Raw genomic sequence first — 24,354 nt, 5'->3', positions numbered from 1 at the left:
GGGGCTGCGCGCGACGCGCGGACCGGCATGGGCAAGAATGCACTCCGCTGGAGGCCGACGCATGAACATCGAGACATCACCGCTGGTGAAGATGGCCGGGGACGCGCGGCGCCCCACACCCTGGTGGCTGGCCTGGGGGGTCGGCGTGGCGATCATCTTCGGCGGTCTCGTGGTGGGCGGCATGGTGGGCGAGACCTTGCTGGGCCAACCGCCGAAGGACGCGCCGCTGCACCAGTTCGTCGACTTCTTCGGCTTCGGCATGGTGCTGGTGTTCCTCTACCTGTGGCTGCGCTTCAAGGAGGGGCGCACCTTCTCGTCGGTCGGCCTGCGCGGCGGCAACCCGCTGGGCCAGCTGGCCGGCGGCGTGGTCATCGGCGCGCTGATGATGACCGCGGGCGTGCTGGTGCCCTGGGCCTTCGGCCAGTACGCGCCGGGCGCGTCGGCGCACGGGCGGCTCGGCCTGGACGCCGTGCCGCTGCTGGTGCCGCTGCTGCTGCTGTTCATCCTGCAGGGCTCCACCGAGGAGCTCGTGCTGCGCGGCTACATGCTGCAGACGGCGGGTCGGCAGATGGCGCCGATGCTGGCCATCATCGGCACGTCGGCGATCTTCAGCGCGCTGCACCGGGACTTCGACCCGGTGCCCTTCGCCAACATCGTGCTGTACGCGGTGTTCGCCTGTTTCGTCGCGCTCGGCGACGGCTCGCTGTGGCGCATCTGCGGCATCCACGGCGGCTGGAACTACTGCCAGGGCAACATCTTCGGCTTGCCGGTCAGCGGCAACACCGAAGGCACGTCGCTGTGGAATTTCGGTCCCGCGCCGGGCTCGAACGAACTCATCACCGGCGGCAACTTCGGCGTCGAGGCCAGCCTGATGGGCACCGCGGTGCTCACGGTGGCCCTGGCCTTCGCGGTGGTCCACTACCGCCGGCAGGAGGCGCGCCGCGCGGCCGCGGCCCCGCCGGGCAACTCTGGCTGAGGCCACCGGCATCGTGGAACTGCGGGTGCTGACCAGCGACGACGTGCCCCTGGCGCGCGCGATGTCGCGGCTGTTCGGCCGCGTGTTCGACGACGAGGACAGCTACATGCGCCAGCCGCCGGGCGACGACTACCTGCGGCGGCTGCTGGCCAGCGACACCTTCGTCGCCGTGGTGGCGCTGGTCGGCGGGCGGGTCGTGGGCGGCCTGGCCGGCTACATGCTGCACAAGTTCGAGCAGGCGCGCTCCGAGCTCTACATCTACGACCTGGGCGTCGACGCGGACCACCGACGGCGCGGCATCGCCACGGCGCTGATCGAGCGCGTGCGGGAGCTGGCCGGCGAACGGGGCGCCCACGTGATCTACGTGCAGGCCGACCACGGCGACGATGCGGCGATCGCGCTGTACACCGGCCTGGGTACCCGCGAGGACGTGCTTCACTTCGACATCGAGCCGCGAGGCGAGCCCCCCAACGCATGAAGATCGAGCACCGCATCCGCGTGTCCGCCCCTGCAGCCACCATCTTCCGCCTCTACGAGGACGTGACCCGCTGGCCCGCCTGGGACCCGGACACCCGGGCCGCCTGGCTCGACGGCCCGCTGCGGCCGGGCAGCCGCGGGCAGCTCACGCCGACGCAGGGCCGCACCGTGCCGATGCTCGTCACCCGGGCGGAGCCCGGCCGCTGCTTCACGGTCGAGTCACGCATTCCGCTGTTTCGCATGGTGTTCGACCACGAGCTCGAGCCCGAGGGCCCGGTCACGCAGGTGGTGCACCGGGTGACGCTGTCGGGCCCGCTGTCGCTGGTGATCGGGCCGATGCTCGCGCGGCGCATCGACGCCGGCCTGCCGGTGACCCTGTCACGCCTGAAGGCCATGGCCGAGGCGGCCGCCAGCGATGGCTGACGCGCGCCTGGCCGACCTGCTGCGCACGCCGTTGCCGCTGGTGCAGGCGCCGATGGCGGGCTCGCAGGGCTTCGCGCTGGCGGCCGCGGTGAGCCAGGCCGGCGGCCTGGGGTCGCTGCCCTGCGCCATGCTCGGCGCGGACGCGATGCGCGACGAACTCACCCGGCTGCGCGCGCAGACCTCGGCGCCGGTCAACGTCAACTTCTTCTGCCACATGCCGCCGCCGCCGGACGCCGCACGCGAAGCGGCGTGGCGCGCGCTGCTCGCGCCGTACTGCGCCGAGTTCGGCATCGACCCCGCCACGGTGGGCGCCGGCCCGGGCCGGCAGCCATTCACGGCCGAGGCCGCCGACGTGCTGGCCGACTTCCGGCCCGAAGTGGTGAGCTTCCACTTCGGGTTGCCGGCGCCGGCGCTGCTGGCCCGCGTCAAGGCCTGGGGCGCGGTGGTGCTGTCCAGCGCCACCACGGTGGACGAGGCGCGCTGGCTGGAGGCCCGCGGGGTGGACGCCGTCATCGCCCAGGGGGTGCAGGCCGGCGGCCACCGCGGCATGTTCCTCACCGAGGACCTGTCCACGCAGACCGACACGCTCGCGCTGGTGGCCGCGGTGGTGCGCGCCGTGCGCGTGCCGGTGCTGGCCGCCGGCGGCATCGCCACCGCGCAGGACGTGGCCGACGCGATGGCCGCGGGCGCGGCCGGCGTGCAGGCGGGCACGGCGTTCCTGTGCTGCCCGGAGGCCACCACCAGCGCGGTGCACCGTGCCGCGCTCGCCGGCCCGGCGGCGCAGCACACGGCGCTGACCCGCCTGTTCAGCGGGCGGCCGGCGCGCGGCATCGTCAACCGGCTGATGCGCGAGCAGGGCCCGATGCATCCCGCGGCGCCGGCGTTTCCGCTGGCCACCGCGGCGCTGGCGCCGCTGCGGGCCCGGGCCGAGGCGGGCGGTTCGGGCGACTTCTCGCCGCTGTGGTCCGGCACGCGTGGCGCGCTGTGCCGTGCCGAGCCGGCCGCCACCGTGCTGCGCACGCTGGCAGGCGGTCTGTAGGGCTGCAGGCCGCCGGCAGATTGCGTGCGTGCGGGCGTGCGCCGCGCGGCGCGCGCCTCAGAAGCGCTTCTTCGCCAGCTTGTCGTGCGTCTCGGGCACCAGCATCAGCGCGGCGGACCCGTAGTAGCGATGGAACTCGGCCACCATCTCGCCCTTGGCGATCACCGGGTCGCTGGCGGTGAGCTGGCGTGCCTCCTCGATGTCCCGGACCGCAAACACGAACAGCCCGCGCCAGCCGTCGACGCCGTCGAAGGGCCCGGCCAGCGCGAGCTTGCCTTCGTCGGCCAGGCGCTTCATGTTGGCGAAGTGGCCGCGGAACATCGCGTCGCGGTCGGGACCGTCGGGCACGCGGTTCGGGCCGGTCTTGAGCACCACCAGCACGTAGCTGCGCATGCCCCGCTCGTCGGCGCCCAGGCGCTGGGCCAGGGCCGCGTCGTAGCCCGGCGGCACGGCCGGCGCGGTGGCGGACGCCGGTGCCGGTGCAGCGGTCTGGGCCACCGCGGTGGCCGGGACCAGCCATGCTGCCGACGCCAATGCGCAGGCCAGGGTGCGGATCGTCGGGGTCATGGTCGTCTCCTCGCAGGGCGGTTTTGTCGATGGGGCGGTCGACGCGGCTGTCGATCGGTTGCCGGCCCGAGCGTGCCGCGCGTCAGCGTGCCACGACGTCGGCGGGCCGGGGCCCGGCCGGCCGGCGCTGCGCCGCCAGTTCCAGCGTGCGTCGCGGGTGGGCGAGGTTGACGCGGCCGTTGCGCTCGGCGCCGTCCAGGATGAGCTGCCGCAGCTCGGCCACGCTCAGGTCCGGGTACAGCGCCAGCAGCTTGGCGGCCAGGTTGGCGATCTGCGGCGCCGACATCGACGTGCCCGACGCGCGCAGGCGGTCGCCGCCGGGCATGAAGCTGTCGACCTGGTAGCCGTTGGCATGGATCACGGTGGTGCGGCCGAAGCTGGAGAAGCTGGTCTCCTGGCCTGCCGAGTCGACCGCGCCCACCGTGATCAGGTTGGGCAGCGCGATGTCGGCCGGCGAAGTCTCCTCGAAGCCGCTGTCGGAGTCGGCGTTGCCGGCGGACGTGACGAACAGGATCTCCGGTGCCGAAGCCAGGGCGTCGCGCATCGCCTCGCGCGCTTCCATGAAGTAGCGCCGCGCCAGTTCGCGCCGCTCCTCGGCATTGCGGCCCACACCGTGGAACTGCAGCGACGCTTCCCAGCCGCGCTGGGTGCCGCCGAAGCTCATGTTGGCCACGCGCACGCCGGCCGCGCGCATCGCGGCCACGGTGGCGCGGTAGGCGGCCTTGGCGCGCTCGCGCCGCTCGTCGGTGATCGGCAGCGGCTCGGTGCGCCACCCGAAGGTGATGCGGGCGTTGAACACGCGGGCGAACGGGTTGCCGTCCACCGCGATGCCCGCGACATGCGTGCCGTGGTAGTAGTTGCCGCCCAGGCGCATCGACTCCTGGAACGGCTGTACCTGCTCGGGCCGCAGGCCCGCCACCTGGCGCCGGTACGCACTGGCCTCGGGCGACTCGACGTTGGCGAACACGTCGCGCGCCCCGCGCATCAGGCCCTTGGTCTGCGACCACGGCAGCGGCGACTGCGCGATGTCCTCCAGCGGCGCGGAAGTCGGCCGCGCCTCGAGGTCGAAGCCGACGCCGGCCACCGGCGCGGCCATGCGGAACAGGGCCGGGTCCACACCGCTGTCCCAGACGGCGACCACCACCGGGCGCGCCGGCGCGTCCGGCCGCAGGGCGAAGGTGCGCGGCGTCCAGGTGTCGGCCACGGGACGGTCGTTGCGCGTCACGTAGTCCTGCAGCACGGCGATCGCGTCCTCCCGGAACGGCAGCACGTGCTCGATGAAGGCCCGCTGCGACAGCACGCCGGCGACGCTGCCGCGGTCCAGCCGCAGCTGGTTGTTGCGTGCGGGCGGGTCCAGCCGCGCCTTCACGCCGGCCTGCGTGACCACCGGGTTGTTGAGCTCGAGCAAGCCCTTCATCGACTTGACGTTGTTCGAGACCACGGCCCAGGGGTGCGGGTCCAGCAGTGCGGCCAGTCGGGCGCGGAAGCGCTGACGCTGCGCCGCCAGGTCGCCGCCGCCGGCGCGCGCCGCGGCGGCGGCTTCCGACAGCACGGCGGTGGTGGCGGCGGCGGCGGGCTTCTCCTGGCGGGCTCGCCACTCGGCCGTGAGCGCGGGCACGTCGCCGAAGCGCCCGCCGAGCAGGGCCACCGCGACGCGGGCGGCGCTGTAGCCGTCCAGCGTGGCGCGGTCGCGCACGTCGTAGCGGCGCGCCTCGTCCGCCACGTCGGCGGCGAGCTGGTCGAGCACCGGCTGCAGTTGTGCGGGGGGCAGCGCGAACAGCTCGCTGGGCAGGACCGGCAGGGTCAGCTGGGTCCGCGGCAGCTGGTTGGCCGTGGTGACCACGACGCGGGTCGGAGCCGGCGGCGCCGGAGGCTGCGGCGCGGCACAGGCCGTCAGCAGCAGGGCCGTCAGGACGAGGGGGGCGACGAGGCCCGGGGTGCGGAATTCGAGGCGCATGGCGGCGGCGGGGTGGAACCAGGGGCCGATTCTGGGGCCGCCGCCTCCATGCGGCACTGGCGACAACCCCGGTCCGGCGAACGCCTCGGCTGCCGGCATGCGCCGGCCGAGGCGCTCAGCCCAGCGTGAGCAGCCGCGAGCGGCGCTGGACCACGTCGATGTAGCGCTGCAGCGCGCGCTCGGCCGGGCCCTGCAGGTCCACGAACGAGCAGCCCAGCCGCGTGCCGCGGGCCTGGGGGTGGAAGCCGCCGCTCACGTGCTGCACGCCCAGCGTGGCGACGAAGCGGGTGTCGGCGTCGAGCTCGATGCGCACGCCGGCGATGCGGATGCCCGCGGCGATCGGCGGCAGGTCCGGCGGCATCGCGAGCGCACAGCCGCCAATGCTCACGTCGAGCAGGCGCAGCTCGAGCTGCATGTCGGGCACGGCCGGGTGACGCATCCGCGCCAGCGCGCCGTCGCGGGTGCGCACGCGGAAGTACTCGCGGCGCTGGAAGCGGTACACCACGTCGGGCAGCGCGGCCTGCAGCGCGCTGCCGCTCGGGCCGCGCACCAGCATCAGGTGGCTCAGGTCGAACTGCACCTTCACCGCGTCCAGGTAGGCCACCGCGGTGACCTCGCCGCCGTCGATCAGCGGGCCCACCTGCGGGTGGGCAGGGTCGGCGTCGAGGCTGACGCGGCGCTGGTGCGCGTCCACGGCCCACAGCACGGTGGTGTAGGCGGCCCCGCTGGGGCCGCTCAGCTGCACCACCACGTGGCCGTCGACCAGGCGGCGCAGCAGCGACAGCACCTCGGCCGGGTGGGCGACGCGGAACTCGTCGAGCGCATTGCCCGTGAGCGCCGAGATCGGCGCCGGCTGGGTCGGCTGGAAGTCGGGGCGTGCGGCAGCCACGGGTGCCTCCGGTCAGTGCAGGGTGCGCGGCCGGCCCGAGACCATCTGGTCCAGTTCTTCGAGCCACGGTTCGGCCAGCTGCCGGATCTCCGCGTCGTTGACGAGGATGCGCTGCATGATGCGGCTCTTGGCCTTGGACTCTTCGCTGGCCAGCGGCTTCTCGGTGGCGGCGTGCTTGAGCTGGGCGATCAGCAGCACGCAGGCGCCTTCCAGCTTGACGACCTGGTCCCAGTCGGCCGCGCGGGCCGCCGCGAGCATGTCGTTGCTGGCGCGTTCCAGCGCTTCGTAGTAGCTCAGCAGGTTGCTGTCGAGGGCGCTCATGCGCAGGCTCTCCGGGGTCAGCCGCGGGGGCCGTTGGCTTGAGGGGCGATCGACTGCCAGGCGTCGCGCAGCGGCTGCATCAGGCGCTGGCACTCGTCGAGCATGCCGGTGTCGTTCTTCAGGTTGGCCTGGGTCAGACGAAGGCCGATGTAGGCGTACAGCGCCGCCAGGTCGGACGCCAGCGCGCCACCGGCCTGCAGGTCGAGGCCGGCCTTGAGGCCTTCCTCCACGATGCGCGCGGCGCGGCCGATCTCGCGGCCCTTGGCTTCGGTGTCGCCGGCGGCCAGGGCGGCCCGGGCACGGCCGAGGGCCTCGAAGAAGCCGTCGAACAGCAGGGCCACCAGCTTGTGCGGCGAGGCGTCCACGACGCCGGTCTCGACACCGACGTTCTGGTACATGCGGGCGTGGGGCACGCCGGACCGGCCGAAGGCGGGGGAGGCGAGGGGGTGTGCGTACATGCGGCTGCGGTGCGGTGGTCTTGTCTGGGCTTGCCAGGGTTATCGTCCGCCGCGAGTGACCCTTGAGGGTCAAACTGGGCCCTGGCTCCAGGGCTCCTCGGCGCAACGCCTGCCGCTCAGCCCCCGCCGGCGCTGCGCGCGGTGTAGAAGTTGTTCAGTGCCTGCAGCTGCTGCGACATGTAGCTCGACAGGCCCGACAGCTGGCCCATGTTGCGGTCCAGGGCCTCGTACTGGGCACGCAGCCGCTTCTCGGTGGCGGCCAGCCGGGCTTCCATCTGCTCCTGCCGGTCGTCGATGCGGTCGATCCGGGCTTGCAGGCTGTCCGTGCGGCCCTCGAAGGAACCGTCAGCGGCCAGCAGCAGATCGCCCATCTCCTTGAAGCGCCGCATGAACCCCTTGTCGGCGGTGGTGGCACCGTCGCCCTGCATCAGGTTGCGGAACTGCTCGATGTTGGCGATGCCGTTGTCGAGCGAGCTGGCGTTGATCGACAGCGTGCCGTCGGCGCCCATCGTGATGCCCACGTCGGCCAGCCGGGTGAAGGCGGTCGACGCCGTGGTGGCCTCGTTGATCACGTTGCGCATCTGACGCTGCAGGCCCACGACCAGGCTGTCGCCCTGCATCGCGCCGGCCTTTTTGCTCGCCTCGTCGTACTTGGTCTGCTCGCGGATGAAGGTCGCCAGCTCGTTGAAGGACTTGACGAAGTCCTCCACCGCCGTCTTCACCGCCGCGGTGTCGGTGGCCACGACCACTTCCACCGGGCCCGCCGTCTCGGCCATCAGGCGCAGCGTCACGCCGTCGGACACGTTGGTCAGCGTGTTGCTCGTCGACTCGACATCGATGCCGTTGATGGTGGCCAGCGCATCGGCCGCGCTCTGGTTGAGCGTCATGGGGCTGGCGGCCAGCGCGTTGTAGGCCAGCGCCGACAGGCCGTTGGTGGCCACGCCGTCGTCGGTGGTCTCGGTGGCCGTGATGCGGAAGCCGTTCTCGGCGCCGGTGGCGGTGGATCGCAGCGCCAGCCGCGCGCCGCTGGCGTCGTTGATGATCGTCGCGGTGACGCCGGCACCGGCGCCGTTGATGCGGTCGCGCACCTCGGCCAGCGTGTCGTCGGCGGGGTCGAAGGTGATCGTCACCGGCGTGGCGCCGACCTTGGGCGCGAAGCCGCTGGTCGGGGTGCCGGTCCATTCGCCGAGCTCGATGGTCAGCGTGCCGCCCGCGAACTGGCCGGCGGTGTCGGCCGCGGTGAAGGCGCGGCTGGACAGGGTCTGCGCCGACGCGAGCTGGCTCACCTCGACCGCATAGCTGCCGGCGGCGGCACCGGCGGCGGTGGTGACCTGCACTGCGCGGTCGTCGGCGGAGGTGCCCGCACGCCGGTTCCACAGCGTCAGCGAGTTCATCGCGCCCGACTTGTCGCGCAGGCTGGACAGCATGCCCTGCAGCCGGCCGAAGCTCGACAGCTCGGAGTTGAGCTCGGTCTCCTGCTTCTCGAGGGCCTTCAGGGGCTGGCGCTCGATGGCCATCAACTGCGTGATGATGCTGTTGACGTCGAGGCCGCTGCCGATACCGGCCGATGAGATGGAAGCCATGTCAGGTTTTCCCGTCGTACGTCGGCGGTTTCGGCAGCGCCGGGGCTTTCTTGAGGCCGGCGCTGCCGAAACCGCGCGGCGCGTGATGGATTGCGCGCCGCGGGCCGGGGTGGGGCGCTTCAGCGCTGCAGCAGCTGCAGCACCTGCTGCGGCAGCTGGTTGGCCTGGGCCACCATCGCCGAGCCGGCCTGCTGCAGGATCTGGGCGCGCGACAGGTTGGCCGTCTCGGCCGCGAAGTCGGCGTCCATGATGCGGCCGCGGGCGGCCGCCTGGTTCTCGGCGGCCACCTGCAGGTTGGTGATCACGGCCTCGAAGCGGTTCTGCGCCGCGCCGTACAGCGCGCGCTCGGTGTTGAGCGTGTCGAGCGCGGCGTCGATGTTGGTCATGGCCGTGCCGGCCAGCGCCGCCGTGGTCAGGCCGCCGCCGGTCACCGCGGTGATCGAGGCGTTGCCCGACATGTCGGTGGTGGTCACGGTGACCGTCTCGCCGCTGTTGGCGCCGACCTGGAAGGCCTGCGCGCCGGCGCCGCCGGCCAGGATGGCGATGCCGTTGAAGCGGGTCGAGCTGATGGTGCGCGTCACTTCCGAGGCCAGCTGCTGGTACTCGGCGTTCAGGTTGGCGCGGTCGCCGGTGCCGTTGGTGGCGTTGGCGGCCTGCACCGCCAGTTCGCGCATGCGCTGCATCATGTCGCCGAGCTTGCCGAGCGCGCCTTCGGCGGTCTGCGCCAGCGAGATCGCGTCGTTGGCATTGCGGATGGCGACGTTCATGCCGCGCACCTGCGTGTTCATGCGCTCGGCGATCGCCAGGCCGGCCGCGTCGTCCTTGGCGCTGTTGACGCGCAGGCCCGAGGACAGGCGCTGCATCGACGTCGCCAGCGAGGTCTGCGACGTGTTGAGGTTGCGCTGGGCGTTCAGCGACGAAATGTTCGTGTTGATGGTCTGGGGCATGGAGCAACTCCTACGGATCGATGACTTCCGGCCTGAGTGCCGGTCCCGCGCTCACCGATCAGGGTTGAACGCTTGTGCCCATTCTGGAAAACGCCGCGACGGCGTGATCGATGGAAATGAACCCGTTTGCCGCCCCAGAAAAGAACAAGCGCCCGCGAAAGGCGGGCGCTTGGGAGGATCGCCGGGACCCGCGGGTCCCGGTGGCGCGCGTCAGCGCAGCAGGGCCAGCACCGACTGGGGCAGCTGGTTGGCCTGGGCCACCATCGCCGAGCCGGCCTGCTGCAGGATCTGGGCCCGCGACAGGTTGGCCGTCTCCGCCGCGAAGTCGGCGTCGACGATGCGGCCCGCGGCAGCGGCCTGGTTCTCGGCCGACACCTGCAGCACGCTGATGATCGCCTCGAAGCGGTTCTGCACCGCACCGTACAGGGCACGCTCGGTGTTGAGCGTGTTCAGCGCGGTGTCGATGTTGGTCATCGCCGTGCCCGCGGTGGCCGCCGTGGTGAGGCCGCCGCCGGTGACGGCCGTGATGTCCGTGTTGGTGGACATGTTGGTCGTCGTCACGGTGACCGTCTCGCCGCTGTTGGCGCCGACCTGGAAGGCCTGCGCGCCGGCGCCGCCGGCCAGGATTGCGATGCCGTTGAAGCGGGTGTTGGACAGCGTGCGACCGATTTCCGCGCCGAGCTGCTGGTACTCCGCGTTCAGGTTGGCGCGGTCGCCGGTGCCGTTGGTGGCGTTGGCGGCCTGCACAGCCAGTTCGCGCATGCGCTGCAGCATGTCGCCAACCTTGCCGAGCGCGCCTTCGGCCGTCTGCGACAGCGAGATCGCGTCGTTGCCGTTGCGGATCGCGACGTTCATGCCGCGGGTCTGGGCGTTCATGCGCTCGGCGATCGCCAGGCCGGCGGCATCGTCCTTGGCGCTGTTGACGCGCAGGCCCGAGGACAGGCGCTGCATCGACGTCGCCAGCGAGTTCTGCGACGTGGTCAGGTTGCGTTGCGCATTCAGCGAAACGACGTTGGTGTTGATGGTCATGGGCATGGTGTTGGCACTCCTGTGAACGGTGTTGCACTCCTGATCCGGCCGGTGGGCCGGTCGGGACTCGTCCCCGTCTGCGAAGTGGCTGGGGCCGTAGGGCCGTTTTCGGTCAGGCCCTGGCGGAACTTGAGCCGGCGATTTCGAGAACTAGTGCGCGCCCCCTGGTCGGCCCCGGCGCGCCGTGCGCACGCTGCCACGGGGGCAGCCCCTGATAAGCTGGCTGGATGACCGAGGCCGTGCCCTCCTCATCGCTGCCGCCGGGCGTCACGCCCGGGGGCGAAGACGCGCCGACGCTGCCGGTGGGCACGCGCGTGGGTGAGTTCGAGGTGCGTGGCGTGCTGGGCAGCGGCGGCTTCGGCATCGTCTACCTGGCCTGGGACCACGCCCTTGAGCGCGAGGTCGCGCTCAAGGAGTACATGCCCGGCACGCTGGCCGGTCGCGGCGAGGGCCTCGCGGTGTCCGTGCGCTCGCAGGGCATGGCCGAGACCTTCGCGCTGGGTCTGAAGTCCTTCGTCAACGAGGCGCGCATGCTGGCGCGCTTCGACCACCCGTCGCTGGTCAAGGTGTACCGCTTCTGGGAGGACAACGGCACCGCCTACATGGTGATGCCGCGCTACGTCGGCCGCACGCTGCGCCAGGTGCGGGCCGGCATGGTGGTGCCGCCCAACGAGGCGGCCTGCCGCCGCGTGCTCGACGCGCTGCTGTCGGCGCTGGAAGTGCTGCACAAGGAAGGCGTGTTCCATCGCGACATCGCGCCGGACAACATCCTGCTCGGCGACGACGGCCTGCCGGTGCTGCTGGACTTCGGCGCTGCGCGCCGGGTGATCGGCGAGGGCAACAAGGCGCTCACGTCGATCATGAAGCCGCACTTCGCGCCGCTGGAGCAGTACGCCGACCAGAGCGCGATGCGCCAGGGTCCCTGGACCGATCTCTACGCGCTGGGCGGCACGATCTACTTCCTGATCACCGGCCGCGAACCGGTGCCGGCGGCGTCGCGCGCGCTGCACGACGACCAGCCGCGCCTGACGGACCTGCGGCCCGCCGACTGCACCCACGGCTTCCTGGCCGCGGTGGACTGGATGCTCGCGCTCAAGCCGGCCGAGCGGCCGCAGAGCGTGCACATGCTGCGCGACGTGCTCGACGGGCGCATGAGCATTCCCGTTCGCCTGGCGGCCGATCGCACCGTGCCCGGCATCGCGGCGCGCGACGGCGTGGACATCCCCACCGGGCCGGGCGATCTCGGCGGGCCGTCGGCACACGAGGGCCGGACGCAACCGCCGCCCAGCGATGCCCGCACGGTGCTGATGCCCACGGCGCCGGCCGCCCTGCCCACGCCCGCCGCGTTGAACCCGGCGCCGGCCGCGGCGCCGGCGCAGCGTTCGCTGCTGCCGGTGCTGGCGGTGCTGGTGGTGCTGAACATCCTGGCCTGGTGGTGGTTCACCCGCCCAGGCGACCCGGCCCCGGCCACGCCGGCGGTCGCGGCGACCGGAACCGGCGGAGTGGCCGGCGCGGCCGCACCGGCCTCCGCGGGGGCCGCGACCGCGCCTGCCGCCGCCCCGGCGGCGTCCGCCGCGGCCCGTGCCGCGGAACCCGCCGAAACGATCCTGTCGGTGCTGCCGGCGCGGCCGCCCCGCCCCGCGGGTGCGACAGCGCCCGACGGCAGCGCGGCCGCCGGGGTGTCCCCGACGCTGCCGGCCGTGGCCACCGTGCCACCGATGCGCTCGGCCGACCTGCCGGCCCCGACCGGCCGCGCCCCCACGACGGCCGGTGCGCCCGCCACGGCCGCAGTCGACGCGCAGGGCCCACGCGCCCGGTGCGGCGACCGCATGCTGCTGTCGCTGCTGGTGTGCATGAAGCGCGAGTGCGAGGCGCCCGCGCTGCGCAACCATCCCGAGTGCGTGAAGATGCGCGAGCAGGAAGAAGCCGCGCTTCAGCACCAGCGCTGAGGCCCGCACCGGCGCCGCGCGGCGCCGCGATCGTCAGAAGCCCGATCCGGGCAGCGCCAGCCAGGCGGTCTCTTCGTCGGTCGATGGGCGTCCGAGGGCGGCATTGCGGTGCGGGAAGCGGCCGAAGCGCTCGATCACCTCGGCATGGCGCCGCGCGTAGTCGGCATAGCCGGCCAGCGAAGGCCGCAGGGCGGCGAGGGCTTCGAACAGGCGCACCGACTCGTGCTGCATCGCCATGTCCTCCGCGTGCTCGAAGGGCAGATAGGCGAACACCCGGCGCAACGGCGGCAGGTGCAGGTCGTCGCCGTGCGCCACCATCGCGCGGGCGCCGGCCAGCGCCTGCGCGTCGCCGGCGAACGCGCGTGCCGTGCCGCGATACACATTGCGGGTGAACTGGTCCAGCACCACCAGCCGCGCCAGCGCGCCGTCGGGCGACGCAGCCCAGCCGTCGATCGTGCCGGCCAGCGCGGCGTCGATCAACGCGCCGAAGCGGTCGCGGATCGCGCCGTCGAAGGCGGGGTCCTTGCGGAACCAGGCCTCGCGGGGTTCGTCGGTGTCGCCGAACCAGAAGTCCAGCACGTCGCGGGCGGTGGGCGACATGGGGCTCAGTCGAGCTTGGCGCCCGAGTCCTTGACCGCCTTGGCCCAGCGCGGCATCTCGGCGGCCAGGAAGCGGGCGAACTCGTCGCTGCCGAGGAAGGCCGGGTCGGCGCCCTGCGCCACCATGCGGCTGCGGATGTCGGCCGACTCCAGCACGCTGCGGAAGGCATTGGACAGCCGGTCCACCAACGGCCGCGGCGTGCCTGCGGGGGCCAGCACGCCATAGAAGCCCACGACCTCGAAGCCGCGCAGCCCCGACTCGATCAGCGTGGGCGTGTCGGGCAGGGCCGGGTTGCGCTCGCGGCTGGTGACGGCCAATGCGCGGATCTTGCCCGCCTTGACGTACTGCGCCGCCTGGGGGATCGACTCGGCCATCACCTGCACCTGGCCGGCCATCAGGTCGGTGAAGGCCGGCGCGCTGCCGCGATAGGGGATGTGGACGATGAAGGTGCCGGTGGCCTGCTTGAACATCTCCGGCACCAGATGGCTGATGCCGCCGTTGCCCGCCGAACCGTAGTTCAGGCGCCCCGGCTGGGCCTTGGCCAGCGCCACCAGCTCGCCGATGGTGCGCGCCTTGACGTCCGGATGCACCACGAAGGCCAGCGGTTGCTGCGCGGTTCGCGCGATCGGCACGAAGTCCTTCAGCGTCTGATAGGGCAGCCGGGTGTAGATGGCGGGGTTGATCACCATCGTGCCGGTGTTGGCCATGAGCAGCGTGGTGCCGTCGGGGTCGCTCTTGGCGACGAACTCGGCGCCCACGGTGCCGCCGGCGCCGGCCTTGTAGTCGATGATCACCGGCTGGCCCAGCGCCTGCCCGAGCCGCTCGGCCAGCAGCCGCGCGTGGGCGTCGAGCGGGCCGCCGGCGGGAAAGCCGATGATGATCTTCAGCGGCCTGCCGGTCTGTGGGGCCTGGGCGGCGGCGGCCAGAGGCAGCGCGCACAGGGCGGCGGTGGCCAGGCGTCGGGTCAGGGTGTGCATCGGTGTCTCCTCCGTCATGGATTCTCGTGGGATGGGGTCGCGGTTCAGTCCTGCAGCAGGTCGAGCGTCTCGGGATGCCTGCGCATGTAGTCCTCGGCGTAGCTGCAGTCCGGGCGCACCTTGAGCCCGCGCTCGCGGGCATGGTCGAGCGCGGCGCGCACCAGCACCGCGGCGATGCCGCGGCCACGCAGCGACTTGGGCACGCCGGTGTGGGTGAGCATCATCACCTTGCCGTACACCCGGTACAGCGCCACGCAGTCCTGGCCTTCGACGGTGGCGACGAAGCGCGTGCCCTCGCGGTCGTGGCGAACGTCGAACACCGTCATCGGCCGAGCTGCTGCCACAGGAACGCGAACTCCAGCGCCAGCATGTCGGCGCGCTGCGGGTTGTCGGCGGCCGCGCCGTGGCCACCCTCGATGTTCTCGTAGTACAGCGGCGCGTGGCCCTGCTCGGCCATTCGGGCGGCCATCTTGCGGGCGTGGCCGGGGTGCACCCGGTCATCGCGCGTGCTGGTGGTGAACAGCACGCGCGGCAGCTTCATGTCGCGGCGCACGTTCTGGTAGGGGCTGTACTTCGAGATCCAGGCCCATTCCTCGGGCTTGTCGGGGTCGCCGTACTCGGCCATCCAGCTCGCGCCCGCCAGCAGCTTGTGATAGCGCCGCATGTCCAGCAGCGGCACCTGGCTGACCACGGCGTTGAACAGCTCGGGCCGTTGCAGCATGACTGCACCCACGAGCAGGCCGCCGCCGCTGCCGCCCTCGATGCCGAGGTGGCGCGGGCTGGTGATCTTCGCGGCGATCAGGTCCTCGGCGACGGCGGCAAAGTCGTCGTGGCTGTTCTGTCGCGTGGCCTTGACGGCGGCCTGATGCCAGGCCGGGCCGTACTCGCCGCCGCCGCGGATGTTGGCCACCACCAGCACGCCGCCCTGGCCGTACCAGGCGCTGCCGAAGGCGCCGGAATACCACGGCTTCATCGACACCTCGAAGCCGCCGTAGCCGTACAGCAGCGTGGGGTTGCTGCCGTCGGCGCGGGCGCCGCGCGGCCACACCACGAAGTAGGGCACGCGCGTGCCGTCCTTCGACGTGGCGAAGCGCTGCTCGACGCGCATGCCTTCGCTGTCGAAGAAGCGCGGCCGCGCCTTGAGAAGCTCGCGCGCGTCGCTGCCGGTGCGCGCCAGCGACAGCGAGTCGGGCGTCAGGAAGTCGGTATAGGTCAGCAGATAGCGCTCGGCCAGCGGGTCGCGCGAGCCCAGCAGCGGGTCGTGCAGCGCGGCGATGCCCAGCGTGCCGGGGAAGGGCGCCGCCACCTCGCGCCGCACCCAGGCGCCGCCGGCGCGCGCCGGGGCGCGCCACTCTTCCACGCGGCCGGCCACGTTGTCCAGCACCGACAGCAGCACGTGGCGGTGGGTGGTGACGAAGCCCTCCAGCGACCGCGTCGGCGTGGGCGTGAACAGCGTGTCGAAGCGCCGCTCGCCGGCCATGAACGCCTTGGCGTCGGTGACGAGCAGGCTGCCGCGCGCATGGGTGCGGCCCCCCGTGGTCCAGTCGCTCTTGAGCTGGATCAGCAGCCGCGATCGCCAGAACGCCGTGTCCGCGTCGTCGGGCACGTCCAGCGGCACCAGTCGCCCGTCCTCGAGCAGCCACTGCTTGGAGCGGTAGAAATCCAGGTAGCGGCCGATCACGGTGCGCGGGTGGCCGGGCGTGCGGTCCACCAGCGCGAAGGCGCCGACGTCGGCCTTCTCGGCCTCGAACACGGTGGACGCGGCCGCCAGCGGCGTGCCGCGCTTCCAGCGCTTGATGATGCGCGGGTAGCCCGAGTCGGTCATCGCGCCCGGCCCGAAGTCGGTGGCCACGAGTAGCGTGTCGGCGTCCACCCAGTCGATCGACGACTTGGCCTCGGGCAGCTCGAAGCCGCCGGCCGCGGCCGGCACGAAGCGCTTCGTGCGCAGGTCGAACTCGCGCAGCACCTTGGCGTCGGCGCCACCGCGCGACAGCGACACGATGCAGCGTTCGTAGCGTGGGCCCAGGCAGGTGGCGCCGCCCCAGACCCAGCTTTCCTTCTCGGCCTGGCCCAGGGCGTCGAGGTCGAGCACCGTCTCCCAGGTCGGCTGCGCCTGGCGGTAGTCGTCCAGCGTGGTGCGGCGCCACAGGCCGCGCGGGTTGGCCGCGTCCTGCCACAGGTTGTAGACGTGCGCGCCCACACGGTGGATGGCGGGGATGCGGTCGCGCGAGTCGAGGATCTCCAGGATGCGCGAGCGCATGGCCTCGAACCGGGGATGCTTCTCGAGCACCGCGCGGGTCTCGCGATTGCGCTCGCGCACCCAGGCCAGCGCCCGCTCGCCCTGCACCTCCTCCAGCCACAGGTAGGGGTCGTCGTCCGGCGGCGGCGGGGTCTGGGCGGGGGCGAGGGTGGCTGAGGTCATCAGGGCCAGGGCGATCAGTCGCTTCACCATCTTCGGGTCAACGGGGTTCGAGCAGGGGCTCCAGGGTCAGTTCGAGGGTGGCGTCGCCGGCGCTGCACCACACGGTGCCGTCCTGCACGCTCACCTGCAGCTGCATCGAGCGCTGTGCCAGTGCCGCCAGGGCCTGGCTCTGCGCGGCGGGCAGCTGCCACACCGCGAGTTTCTCGGTGCGGTTGAGCTTGTTCTTCACGCCGGCCCACCACACCGGGGTGCTGGCGGCGTAGGCGATGAAGACGGCGCGGTCGGCGCGCGACGCGGCGCGCTGCATGCGGCGCTCGTCGGGATGGCCGACCTCGATCCAGTCCACCAGCTGGCCCGACAGGTCGTGCCGCCACAGGTCGGGCTCGTCGGTGTCGGACAGGCCGCGCGCGAACACCAGTTCGCCGTGTTCGTTGTCCTTGGGTGCGTACAGCGCGAAGGCGAGCAGGCGCACCATCAGGCGCTCCTCGGTCTCGCTCGGGTGCAGCGCCAGCGTCAGCGCGTGCTCGCCATAGACGCCACGGTCCATGTCGGACACCGACAGCTGGACCTTGTAGATGGTGGACTTGAGGGCCATGCCGTTGCGCGCCTTACCCGTGCTTGCCGGGCTGCCAGCCCCGCGCCGCCAGCCAGCGCCGGCCGTCGGCGGCGGCGTGCGCTTCCAGTTCGGTGGCCATCGCGTCGTTCCAGCGGTTGAGGAAGCCGAACAGCGCCACCACGCCGGTGATCTCGACGATCTCGCCATCGTCCCAGTGGGCGCGCAGCGCGGCGGCGATCTCGGCGTCCACCGCACCGGGCACGCTGGCCGCCGCGGCGGCGAACTCCAGCGCCGCCCGCTCGGCCGGCGTGAACAGCGCACTCTCGCGGAACTGCCACACCGCGTCGAGCCGGCGTGCGTCGGCGCCTTCGGCCTGGCCGAAGCGCGCCGCGGCGCGCATCGTGTGCGCCTCGCAGTAGCGGCAGCCGGCCACGCGGCTGGCCACATGGCCGATCAGCCGCTTGAGCTCGCTCGTGACGCGCCCGTCGTTGGTCATCACCGCACGGTTCAGCTCGGTGAACGCCCGCGCCAGCGCAGGGCGCCGCATCATCGTGAGCACGCTGTTCGGCGCGAATCCCAGCGTGCCTTCGAAGAAGCGCGCCAGTTCGGCCACGGCGGGGTCGTGGTCGGCGGGCAGGGGGGCAACGAGCGGCATGGCGGCGCACTGTGCCACACGTGCCGAGGGGGTGGGTTGGCCCTATGTCGGCGCGAACATATCGCGCCCCGGCGCCGGCCTGACCAGAATCGCGCCCCAGATGAACGACGGTTTTGCGGCGGCGCTGCGCACGGCGTGGGCGCTGGTGGTGGAGTTCGATGCGCGGTTGGCGCAGGTGGTGGCGCTGTCGCTCGGCGTCAGCGGCACGGCCTGCCTGCTGGCGGCCGGCTTCGGCTTGGCCGCCGGAGCCTGGCTCGCGGTGGCGCGCTTTCCCGGCCATGCCGCCCTGGTGGCGGCCCTGAACACGCTGCTGGCGCTGCCGTCGGTGGTGGTGGGCCTGGTGGTGTACCTGCTGCTGTCGCGCGCCGGGCCGCTGGGCTCGCTGGGCATCCTGTTCACGCCCACGGCGATGGTGGTGGCGCAGACGGTGCTGGTGCTGCCGCTGGTGGCGGCGCTGACGCGCCAGCTTGTCGCCGACGCGTGGCACGGCAACGGCGAGCAGCTGCGCTCCATGGGCGCGCCACCTTTCGTGGCCGCGCTGCTGCTGCTGGTGCACGAGCGCATCGCGCTGGTCACCATCCTGCTCACCGCGTTCGGCCGCGCCGTCAGCGAGGTGGGCGCGGTGATGATCGTCGGCGGCAACATCGAGGGCGTCACGCGCGTGATGACCACCGCCATCGCGCTGGAGACCAGCAAGGGCGACCTGCCGCTGGCCCTGGGCCTGGGCATCGTGCTGCTGGGTGTGGTGGGCACGCTCAATGCCGCGATCGGCCTGCTGCAGCGCCGCCAGGGCGCGCAGGACCGCGGCACGGCCGCGCTGGCCGCGGGGGCCGCGTCGTGAACGCGGCCGCTTCGGTGTCCCCGGCGAAGGCAACGCGCGGTGTCGCGCCGGGCGGCGCCACCCTGATCGCGCTGCAGGGCGTGGCCGTGCGCTTCGGCGCCACCGTGGCGTTGCAGGGCGTGGACTTCTCCCTGCATGCCGGCGAGCGCGTGGCGCTGGTGGGCGCCAACGGCAGCGGCAAGACCACGCTGCTGCGCGTGCTGCACGGGCGTCTGCCGCACGAGGGTCGCCGCTTCGTGGCCGGCGACCTGCGTCAGGCGATGGTGTTCCAGCGTCCGTTCCTGATGCGCCTGTCGGTGTGGAACAACCTGCGCCTGGCGCTGTGGCTGGCCGGCGTGCCGGCGGCCGAGCGCGCGCAGCGCGCCGCCGACGCGCTCGCGCGCGTGGGCCTGTCGGCCGAGCGCGACCGGCCGGCGCGCGTGCTGTCCGGCGGGCAGCAGCAGCGCCTGGCGCTGGCGCGCGCCTGGGCCGTGCGGCCGCAGGTGCTGTTCCTCGACGAGCCCACCGCCGCGCTCGACCCCGGCGCCAAGCGCGAGGTCGAGCAGTTGATGGCCGAGTTCAGCGCCGAGGGCATGGCGCTGGTGTTCAGCACGCACAACCTCGGCCAGGCCAAGCGGCTGGCCAGCCGCGTGCTCTACCTGGAAGGCGGCCATCTGGTGGTGGACCGCCCGACCACGGAGTTCTTCGATTCCCCGCTGCCCGAACCCGCGGCCTCGTTCCTCAAGGGAGAGCTGCCCTGGTCCGCCTGATCGTCATCGCACTTGCGCTCTGCGCCGCGCTGGCCGCGCACGCGCAGGACCGCTTCATCATCGTGGCCTCCACCACCAGCACCGAGCAGTCGGGGCTGTTCTCCCACCTGCTGCCGGCGTTCAAGGCGGCCAGCGGCATCGACGTGCGCGTGGTCGCGCAGGGCACGGGCCAGGCGCTCGACATCGCGCGCCGCGGCGACGCCGACGTGGTGTTCGTTCACGACCAGGTGGCCGAGGAGAAGTTCGTTGCCGAAGGCTTCGGCGTGAGGCGCCTGCCGGTCATGTACAACGACTTCGTGATCGTCGGGCCCAAGGGCGACCCGGCGGGCGCACGCGGCAGGGACGTGGTGGCCGCGCTGGGCAGGATCGCCTCCAGCGGCCAGCCCTTCGTGTCGCGCGGCGACAAGAGCGGCACCCATGCCGCCGAGTTGCGCTACTGGAAGATGGCCTCGGTGGACGTGGACGCCGCCAAGCCCCGCGGCTACCGGGCCTGCGGCTGCGGCATGGGCCCGGCGCTGAACATCGGTGCGTCGAGCAACGCCTATGTGCTGACCGACCGCGGCACCTGGCTCAGTTTCAGGAACCGCGGCAACCTGGTGCTGCTGGTGGAAGGCGACCAGCGCCTGTTCAACCAGTACGGCGTGATCGCGGTGAACCCGGCGAAGCATCCGCACGTGAAGGCGGCGCTGGCGCAGACCTTCGTCGACTGGGTGGTGTCGCCGGCGGGGCAGGCGTCGATCGCGGCCTACAAGATCGGTGGCGAGCAGTTGTTCTTTCCGAACGCGGGGCGTTAGGGTGGGCAGTTCGTGGATTGCCTTGGCGGTGTGCTGTCTGACTGCCTCGATGCCGGGCCGGGACCCGGCATCGAGGCAGTAGCAGATACCCACGAAAAGCGACACGGACGGCTCAAGCCGCCTCCTCCACCACCGCCCCCAGCCGCGCCGACAACCCCCGCGCCGCCCCGCGCAGGGCCTGCGCCACCCCCCCGTCCCACCGCGTGTCGAACGACGCACTCGGCCCGATCGCGGTCAGGCCCAGCGCGATGCGGCCGCGCACGTCGAACACCGGCGCGGCCATCGCGCTGACGCCCTCGACCACGCGGTTGAGCGCCCGCGCCACGCCGCGCTGGCGCACCTGCGCCACCTCGGCGTCCCACTCGGCGCGCGGCATCGAGCGCGGTCGCAGCGGCGCCACCGTGCGCTCGTCGAGGTGGGCGGCGAACAGCCAGCCGCTGGCGGTGCCGGTGAGCGACAGCACGGTGCCGTGCCGCATCACCACATGGATCGGGCTCGGCGCCTCGGCCACGCGCACGATCACCGGGCCGTGCTCGCCCCACACCGCCACCGCCACCGTGTGGCCGAGCTGCTGCGCCAGCTGCTCCACCACCGGGAAGGCCAGGCGCACCGGGTCCTGCTGCGCCAGGCCGATCAGGCCGAGCTGCATCGCGAACGGGCCCAGGCCGTAGCGGCCGGTCACGTCGTCCTGCTCCACCAGGCCGAGCTTGGCGAAGCTCACCAGGTACGGATGCGCCTTGGCCGGCGTCATGGCCGCGGCCTGGGCCAGGTCCTTCAGCGCCATCGGCAGGCCGCGCCCGGCCAGCGCCTGCAGCAGCCGGCCGCCGACCTCGATGCTCTGGATGCCGCGCGGCGACGCCATGGGTGGTACTTCCGATTAGTTGAATGCGTTAGACAATAACAAACTCCGGCGCTAGACTCCAGCCCCATGAGCGCCACCCCCACCAAAGCCTTCGCCTCGCAGGCCGACCTGGCCGAGAAGAAGGTCACCTTCGAGCAGCTGTCCGAGCACGCCTGGGCCTACACCGCCGAGGGCGACCCCAACACCGGCATCGTCATCGGCGACGACGCGGTGCTGGTCGCCGACACGCAGGCCACGCCCGCGATGGCCGCCGACGTGATCCGCCGCATCCGCGAGGTGACCGACAAGCCGATCAAGTACGTGGTGCTGACCCACTACCACGCGGTGCGCGTGCTGGGTGCGTCGGCCTACCAGCCGCAGCAGATCCTCGCCAGCCAGGACACCTACGACCTGATCGTCGAGCGCGGCGAGCAGGACAAGGCCAGCGAGATCGGCCGCTTCCCGCGCCTGTTCCGCAACGTCGAGACCGTGCCCGCCGGCCTCACCTGGCCCACCCTCGTGTTCAGCGGCAAGCTCACGCTCTGGCTGGGCAAGCTCGAGGTGCAGCTGCTGCAGCTCGGCCGCGGCCACACCAAGGGCGACACCGTGGTCTGGCTGCCCGGCGAGAAGACCCTGCTGTCGGGCGACCTGGTGGAGTTCGACGCCACGCCCTATGCCGGCGACGCCTACTTCTCCGACTGGCCGAAGACGCTCGACAACATCGCGGCGCTCAAGGCCCGTGCCCTGGTGCCCGGCCGCGGCCCGGCGCTCCAGGGCGAAGCCCAGGTCCAGCGCGGGCTCGACGTCACCAAGGCCTTCATCAGCGACGTCTGGGCCCACGTGCAGGCCGGCGTGGCGGCCGGCAAGGACCTCAGGGCGGTGTACCGCGCCACCTTCGACGCCCTCCAGCCGAAGTACGGCCACTGGGTGATCTTCGACCACTGCATGCCCTTCGACGTGACCCGCGCCTACGACGAGGCCACGCAACACCGCGACCCCCGCATCTGGACCGCCGAGCGCGATGTCGAGATGTGGAAAGCCCTGGAGACCTGAGCCATGGCCCTGCTGCAACGCATCCACCATGTCGCCTACCGCTGCCGCGACGCCAAGCAGACGGTGCAGTGGTACCGCGAGCATCTCGGCATGGACTTCGTGCTCGCGATCGCCGAGAACAACGTGCCGTCCACCGGCGCGCCCGACCCGTACATGCACGTCTTCCTCGACGCCGGGCAGGGCAACGTGCTCGCGTTCTTCGAGTTGCCCAACTCGCCGCCGATGGGCCGCGACGCGAACACGCCGGAATGGGTGCAGCACATCGCGTTCAAGGTCGGCAGCCTGGACGAGCTGCTCGCCACCAAGGCGCGCCTGCAGGCCGCGGGCATCGACGTGGTCGGCCCCACCGAGCACACCATCTTCAAGTCGATCTACTTCTTCGATCCCAACGGCCACCGGCTGGAACTGGCCTGCGACACCGCCACGCCCGAGATGAACGCCAAGCTCGACGCCGTGAAGTGGGACATGCTCGAGGAGTGGAGCCGCACGCGCAAGGCGCCGCAGCACGCCGCCTGGATGCACCCGCAGAACCACTGACCCTATCGGGGCCGCCGCCGTGCTTGCCACCTACACCTGGCCGCGCTATGCCTACCGCGCCGCGCCCGAGCGCGGCGCCGCCACGGTGCGGCGCGTGCCGCTGGTGGTGGTGGGCGCCGGCCCGGTGGGCCTGTGCGCGGCCATCGATGCGGCGCAGCGCGGCCTGCCGGTGGTGCTGATCGACGACGACAACACCGTGTCGGTGGGCTCGCGCGGCGTCTGCTACGCCAAGCGCACGCTGGAGATCCTGGATCGCCTGGGCGTGGGCCAGCGCGTGGTGGACAAGGGCGTCACCTGGAACGTGGGCCGCACCTTCCACGGCGACCGCGAGGTGTTCAGCTTCGACCTGCTGCCCGAGGCCGGCCACCACCGGCCCGGCATGGTGAACCTCCAGCAGTACCACCTAGAGCAGTACCTCGTGGAACGCGCGCAGCAGTTGCCCGCGATCGACCTGCGCTGGCAGCACAAGCTGCAGCAGGTGGAGCCCGGCGATCACGGCGTGCGCCTGCAGGTGGACACCGCCGACGGCCCGTACACGCTGGACGCCGACTGGCTGGTGGCCGCCGACGGCACGCGCAGCACCGTGCGCCGCCAGATGGGCCTGGACATCGACGGCAAGGTGTTCCAGGACCGCTTCCTCATCGCCGACATCGTGCTCGACGGCGAGCCGTTCCCGCTCGAGCGCACCGAGCGCCGCTTCTGGTTCGCGCCGAAGTTCCATGCCGGCGAGAGCGCGCTGCTGCACCGCCAGGCCGACAACGTCTGGCGGCTGGACTTCCAGCTCGGCTGGGACGCCGACCCCGAGGCCGAGAAGGACCCGCAGCGCGTGGCTGCCCGCGTGCGCGCCGCGCTCGACCAGCAGGGCTTCGGCCACATCGGCTTCGAGCTGGAATGGGTCAGCGTCTACACCTTCCAGTGCCGCCGCATGGAACGCTTCCGCCACGGCCGCGTGCTCTTCGTCGGCGACAGCGCGCACCAGGTGTCGCCCTTCGGCGCGCGCGGTGCCAACTCGGGCATCCAGGACACCGACAACCTGATGTGGAAGCTCAAGCGGGTGGTCGACGGCATCGCGCCGGCATCGCTGCTGGACAGCTACAGCACCGAGCGCGTGGCCGCCGCCGACGAGAACCTGCTCAACAGCACGCGCAGCACCGACTTCATGACGCCCAAGAGCCGTGCCGCGCGCGTGCTGCGCGACGCGGTGCTGTCGCTGGCCGCCGAAGTGCCCGCGGGCCGCGCGCTGGTCAACAGCGGGCGCCTGTCGGTGCCCACGTGGCTGCTCGACTCGCCGCTGAACACGCCCGACGCGGACACCGGCACGCAGGCCTTCGCCGGCTGGATGCTGCCCGGCGCGCCGCTGGACGACGCGCCCGTGCAGGGGCCCCAGGGTGCGGGCTGGCTGCTCGACGCGGTGGCGGCGGCCAATGGCTTCGTGCTGCTGCACTTCGGCCGCCCCGACGACGCCACGCGGCGCGCAGCTCATGAGCTGGACCTCGCGCTGATCGTCCTGCTGGATGCCGCCGAACCCGACGCCGGCCACCTGCACGACGTGCAGGGCCTGGCGGCGCGGCGCTGCGACGCGCGGCCCGGCACCTGCTACCTGATCCGTCCCGACCAGCACGTGGCGGCGCGCTGGCGCCGCTTCGACGTCGCCGCCGCCGGTGTGGCGCTGGCACGGGCCCAGGGCCTGGCCGGCTGACCACAGGGGCCCGCC

Annotated in this window: 26 protein-coding genes; 11 read left to right on the top strand and 15 right to left on the bottom strand. The window is 72.4% G+C overall.

Going from position 1 to position 24,354, the window contains the following annotated elements:
* Nucleotides 1-61: 61 nt before the first annotated feature.
* From AC2EAQ_RS06455 to AC2EAQ_RS06440, 4 genes are read left to right on the top strand one after another with little or no spacing between them, the layout of a single operon-like run.
* The gene (locus AC2EAQ_RS06455; RefSeq protein WP_484641002.1) at nucleotides 62-976 is read left to right on the top strand and encodes a CPBP family intramembrane glutamic endopeptidase; all 915 of its coding nucleotides are present in this window, start codon (nucleotides 62-64) and stop codon (nucleotides 974-976) included.
* Entirely contained in the window at nucleotides 969-1,454 is a 486-nt protein-coding gene (locus tag AC2EAQ_RS06450) for an AAC(3)-I family aminoglycoside N-acetyltransferase (RefSeq protein WP_484641189.1), read from the top strand. The genes AC2EAQ_RS06455 and AC2EAQ_RS06450 overlap by 8 nt, the downstream gene beginning before the upstream one ends.
* On the top strand, nucleotides 1,451-1,876 hold the full coding sequence (locus AC2EAQ_RS06445; RefSeq protein WP_484641001.1) for an SRPBCC family protein: 426 nt from the start codon (nucleotides 1,451-1,453) through the stop codon (nucleotides 1,874-1,876). Before AC2EAQ_RS06450 ends, AC2EAQ_RS06445 begins: the two co-directional genes overlap by 4 nt.
* On the top strand, nucleotides 1,869-2,915 hold the full coding sequence (locus AC2EAQ_RS06440) for an NAD(P)H-dependent flavin oxidoreductase (protein ID WP_484641000.1): 1,047 nt from the start codon (nucleotides 1,869-1,871) through the stop codon (nucleotides 2,913-2,915). Before AC2EAQ_RS06445 ends, AC2EAQ_RS06440 begins: the two co-directional genes overlap by 8 nt.
* 57 nt (nucleotides 2,916-2,972) lie before the next feature.
* Here the strand turns inward: AC2EAQ_RS06440 and AC2EAQ_RS06435 are convergent, their stop codons facing one another.
* From AC2EAQ_RS06435 to AC2EAQ_RS06400, 8 genes are all read right to left on the bottom strand, one after another.
* Nucleotides 2,973-3,482 (bottom strand): YciI family protein, encoded by a 510-nt coding sequence (locus tag AC2EAQ_RS06435; protein ID WP_484640999.1) that lies wholly within the window; start codon nucleotides 3,480-3,482, stop codon nucleotides 2,973-2,975.
* An 82-nt stretch (nucleotides 3,483-3,564) separates the two neighbouring features.
* Nucleotides 3,565-5,439, bottom strand: a complete 1,875-nt coding sequence (locus AC2EAQ_RS06430) for a S8 family serine peptidase (protein ID WP_484640998.1) — start codon at nucleotides 5,437-5,439, stop codon at nucleotides 3,565-3,567.
* Nucleotides 5,440-5,554: 115 nt separating this feature from the next.
* Nucleotides 5,555-6,328: a flagellar brake protein gene (locus AC2EAQ_RS06425; RefSeq protein ID WP_484640997.1), complete on the bottom strand. Its 774-nt coding sequence runs from the start codon at nucleotides 6,326-6,328 to the stop codon at nucleotides 5,555-5,557.
* A gap of 12 nt (nucleotides 6,329-6,340) precedes the next feature.
* Nucleotides 6,341-6,649, bottom strand: coding sequence for a flagellar protein FliT (locus AC2EAQ_RS06420; protein WP_484640996.1), 309 nt, complete (start codon nucleotides 6,647-6,649; stop codon nucleotides 6,341-6,343).
* A gap of 17 nt (nucleotides 6,650-6,666) precedes the next feature.
* Entirely contained in the window at nucleotides 6,667-7,107 is a 441-nt protein-coding gene (gene fliS / locus AC2EAQ_RS06415) for a flagellar export chaperone FliS (RefSeq protein WP_484640995.1), read from the bottom strand.
* 116 nt (nucleotides 7,108-7,223) lie between these two features.
* Entirely contained in the window at nucleotides 7,224-8,690 is a 1,467-nt protein-coding gene (gene fliD / locus AC2EAQ_RS06410; RefSeq protein ID WP_484640994.1) for a flagellar filament capping protein FliD, read from the bottom strand.
* A gap of 119 nt (nucleotides 8,691-8,809) precedes the next feature.
* Nucleotides 8,810-9,637, bottom strand: a complete 828-nt coding sequence (locus AC2EAQ_RS06405) for a flagellin N-terminal helical domain-containing protein (RefSeq protein ID WP_484640993.1) — start codon at nucleotides 9,635-9,637, stop codon at nucleotides 8,810-8,812.
* A 210-nt stretch (nucleotides 9,638-9,847) separates the two neighbouring features.
* On the bottom strand, nucleotides 9,848-10,672 hold the full coding sequence (locus AC2EAQ_RS06400) for a flagellin N-terminal helical domain-containing protein (protein ID WP_484640992.1): 825 nt from the start codon (nucleotides 10,670-10,672) through the stop codon (nucleotides 9,848-9,850).
* 233 nt (nucleotides 10,673-10,905) lie between these two features.
* On the opposite strand from AC2EAQ_RS06400, the gene AC2EAQ_RS06395 reads away from it, so the two are divergent.
* On the top strand, nucleotides 10,906-12,615 hold the full coding sequence (locus tag AC2EAQ_RS06395) for a serine/threonine protein kinase (protein ID WP_484640991.1): 1,710 nt from the start codon (nucleotides 10,906-10,908) through the stop codon (nucleotides 12,613-12,615).
* 33 nt (nucleotides 12,616-12,648) lie between these two features.
* On the opposite strand, the gene AC2EAQ_RS06390 is transcribed toward AC2EAQ_RS06395, so the two are convergent.
* The 6 genes from AC2EAQ_RS06390 to AC2EAQ_RS06365 are packed head-to-tail and all read right to left on the bottom strand — an operon-like array spanning nucleotide 12,649 to nucleotide 17,825.
* Nucleotides 12,649-13,215 carry a DUF924 family protein gene (locus AC2EAQ_RS06390; protein WP_484640990.1) on the bottom strand — a complete coding sequence of 189 codons (567 nt, stop codon included), beginning with the start codon at nucleotides 13,213-13,215 and terminating at the stop codon, nucleotides 12,649-12,651.
* 5 nt (nucleotides 13,216-13,220) lie between these two features.
* A complete protein-coding gene (locus AC2EAQ_RS06385) occupies nucleotides 13,221-14,192 on the bottom strand; it encodes a Bug family tripartite tricarboxylate transporter substrate binding protein (RefSeq protein ID WP_484640989.1) in 972 nt (323 codons plus the stop codon).
* 44 nt (nucleotides 14,193-14,236) lie between these two features.
* Nucleotides 14,237-14,518 (bottom strand): GNAT family N-acetyltransferase, encoded by a 282-nt coding sequence (locus AC2EAQ_RS06380; RefSeq protein WP_484640988.1) that lies wholly within the window; start codon nucleotides 14,516-14,518, stop codon nucleotides 14,237-14,239.
* Nucleotides 14,515-16,644 (bottom strand): prolyl oligopeptidase family serine peptidase, encoded by a 2,130-nt coding sequence (locus AC2EAQ_RS06375; protein ID WP_484640987.1) that lies wholly within the window; start codon nucleotides 16,642-16,644, stop codon nucleotides 14,515-14,517. The genes AC2EAQ_RS06380 and AC2EAQ_RS06375 overlap by 4 nt, the downstream gene beginning before the upstream one ends.
* A gap of 7 nt (nucleotides 16,645-16,651) precedes the next feature.
* Nucleotides 16,652-17,209, bottom strand: coding sequence for a YaeQ family protein (locus tag AC2EAQ_RS06370; RefSeq protein WP_484640986.1), 558 nt, complete (start codon nucleotides 17,207-17,209; stop codon nucleotides 16,652-16,654).
* Between the two features lie 13 nt (nucleotides 17,210-17,222).
* Nucleotides 17,223-17,825, bottom strand: a complete 603-nt coding sequence (locus AC2EAQ_RS06365) for a carboxymuconolactone decarboxylase family protein (RefSeq protein ID WP_484640985.1) — start codon at nucleotides 17,823-17,825, stop codon at nucleotides 17,223-17,225.
* Between the two features lie 100 nt (nucleotides 17,826-17,925).
* Between AC2EAQ_RS06365 and AC2EAQ_RS06360 the strand changes: the two genes are divergently transcribed.
* Genes AC2EAQ_RS06360 through AC2EAQ_RS06350 form a run of 3 tightly spaced genes read left to right on the top strand, consistent with a single transcriptional unit; the run spans nucleotide 17,926 to nucleotide 20,209 of the window.
* Nucleotides 17,926-18,666, top strand: coding sequence for an ABC transporter permease (locus AC2EAQ_RS06360; RefSeq protein WP_484640984.1), 741 nt, complete (start codon nucleotides 17,926-17,928; stop codon nucleotides 18,664-18,666).
* The gene (locus tag AC2EAQ_RS06355; protein WP_484640983.1) at nucleotides 18,663-19,415 is read left to right on the top strand and encodes an ABC transporter ATP-binding protein; all 753 of its coding nucleotides are present in this window, start codon (nucleotides 18,663-18,665) and stop codon (nucleotides 19,413-19,415) included. Before AC2EAQ_RS06360 ends, AC2EAQ_RS06355 begins: the two co-directional genes overlap by 4 nt.
* Nucleotides 19,403-20,209 carry an ABC transporter substrate-binding protein gene (locus tag AC2EAQ_RS06350; protein WP_484641186.1) on the top strand — a complete coding sequence of 269 codons (807 nt, stop codon included), beginning with the start codon at nucleotides 19,403-19,405 and terminating at the stop codon, nucleotides 20,207-20,209. The genes AC2EAQ_RS06355 and AC2EAQ_RS06350 overlap by 13 nt, the downstream gene beginning before the upstream one ends.
* 112 nt (nucleotides 20,210-20,321) lie before the next feature.
* Here the strand turns inward: AC2EAQ_RS06350 and AC2EAQ_RS06345 are convergent, their stop codons facing one another.
* Nucleotides 20,322-21,071 (bottom strand): IclR family transcriptional regulator, encoded by a 750-nt coding sequence (locus AC2EAQ_RS06345; RefSeq protein WP_484640982.1) that lies wholly within the window; start codon nucleotides 21,069-21,071, stop codon nucleotides 20,322-20,324.
* A 66-nt stretch (nucleotides 21,072-21,137) separates the two neighbouring features.
* On the opposite strand from AC2EAQ_RS06345, the gene AC2EAQ_RS06340 reads away from it, so the two are divergent.
* Genes AC2EAQ_RS06340 through AC2EAQ_RS06330 form a run of 3 tightly spaced genes read left to right on the top strand, consistent with a single transcriptional unit; the run spans nucleotide 21,138 to nucleotide 24,339 of the window.
* Nucleotides 21,138-22,103, top strand: coding sequence for an MBL fold metallo-hydrolase (locus AC2EAQ_RS06340; RefSeq protein ID WP_484640981.1), 966 nt, complete (start codon nucleotides 21,138-21,140; stop codon nucleotides 22,101-22,103).
* Between the two features lie 3 nt (nucleotides 22,104-22,106).
* Complete coding sequence (locus AC2EAQ_RS06335; RefSeq protein WP_484640980.1) at nucleotides 22,107-22,640, top strand: VOC family protein; 534 nt, start codon at nucleotides 22,107-22,109, stop codon at nucleotides 22,638-22,640.
* Nucleotides 22,641-22,659: 19 nt separating this feature from the next.
* On the top strand, nucleotides 22,660-24,339 hold the full coding sequence (locus tag AC2EAQ_RS06330) for an FAD-dependent oxidoreductase (protein WP_484640979.1): 1,680 nt from the start codon (nucleotides 22,660-22,662) through the stop codon (nucleotides 24,337-24,339).
* Nucleotides 24,340-24,354: the final 15 nt, after the last annotated feature.

It is taken from the genome of Aquabacterium sp. T101 (genome assembly GCF_057219775.1).
The sequence above is the reverse complement of the archived record's forward strand: the minus strand, read 5'-3'. Positions and strand labels throughout refer to the sequence as shown.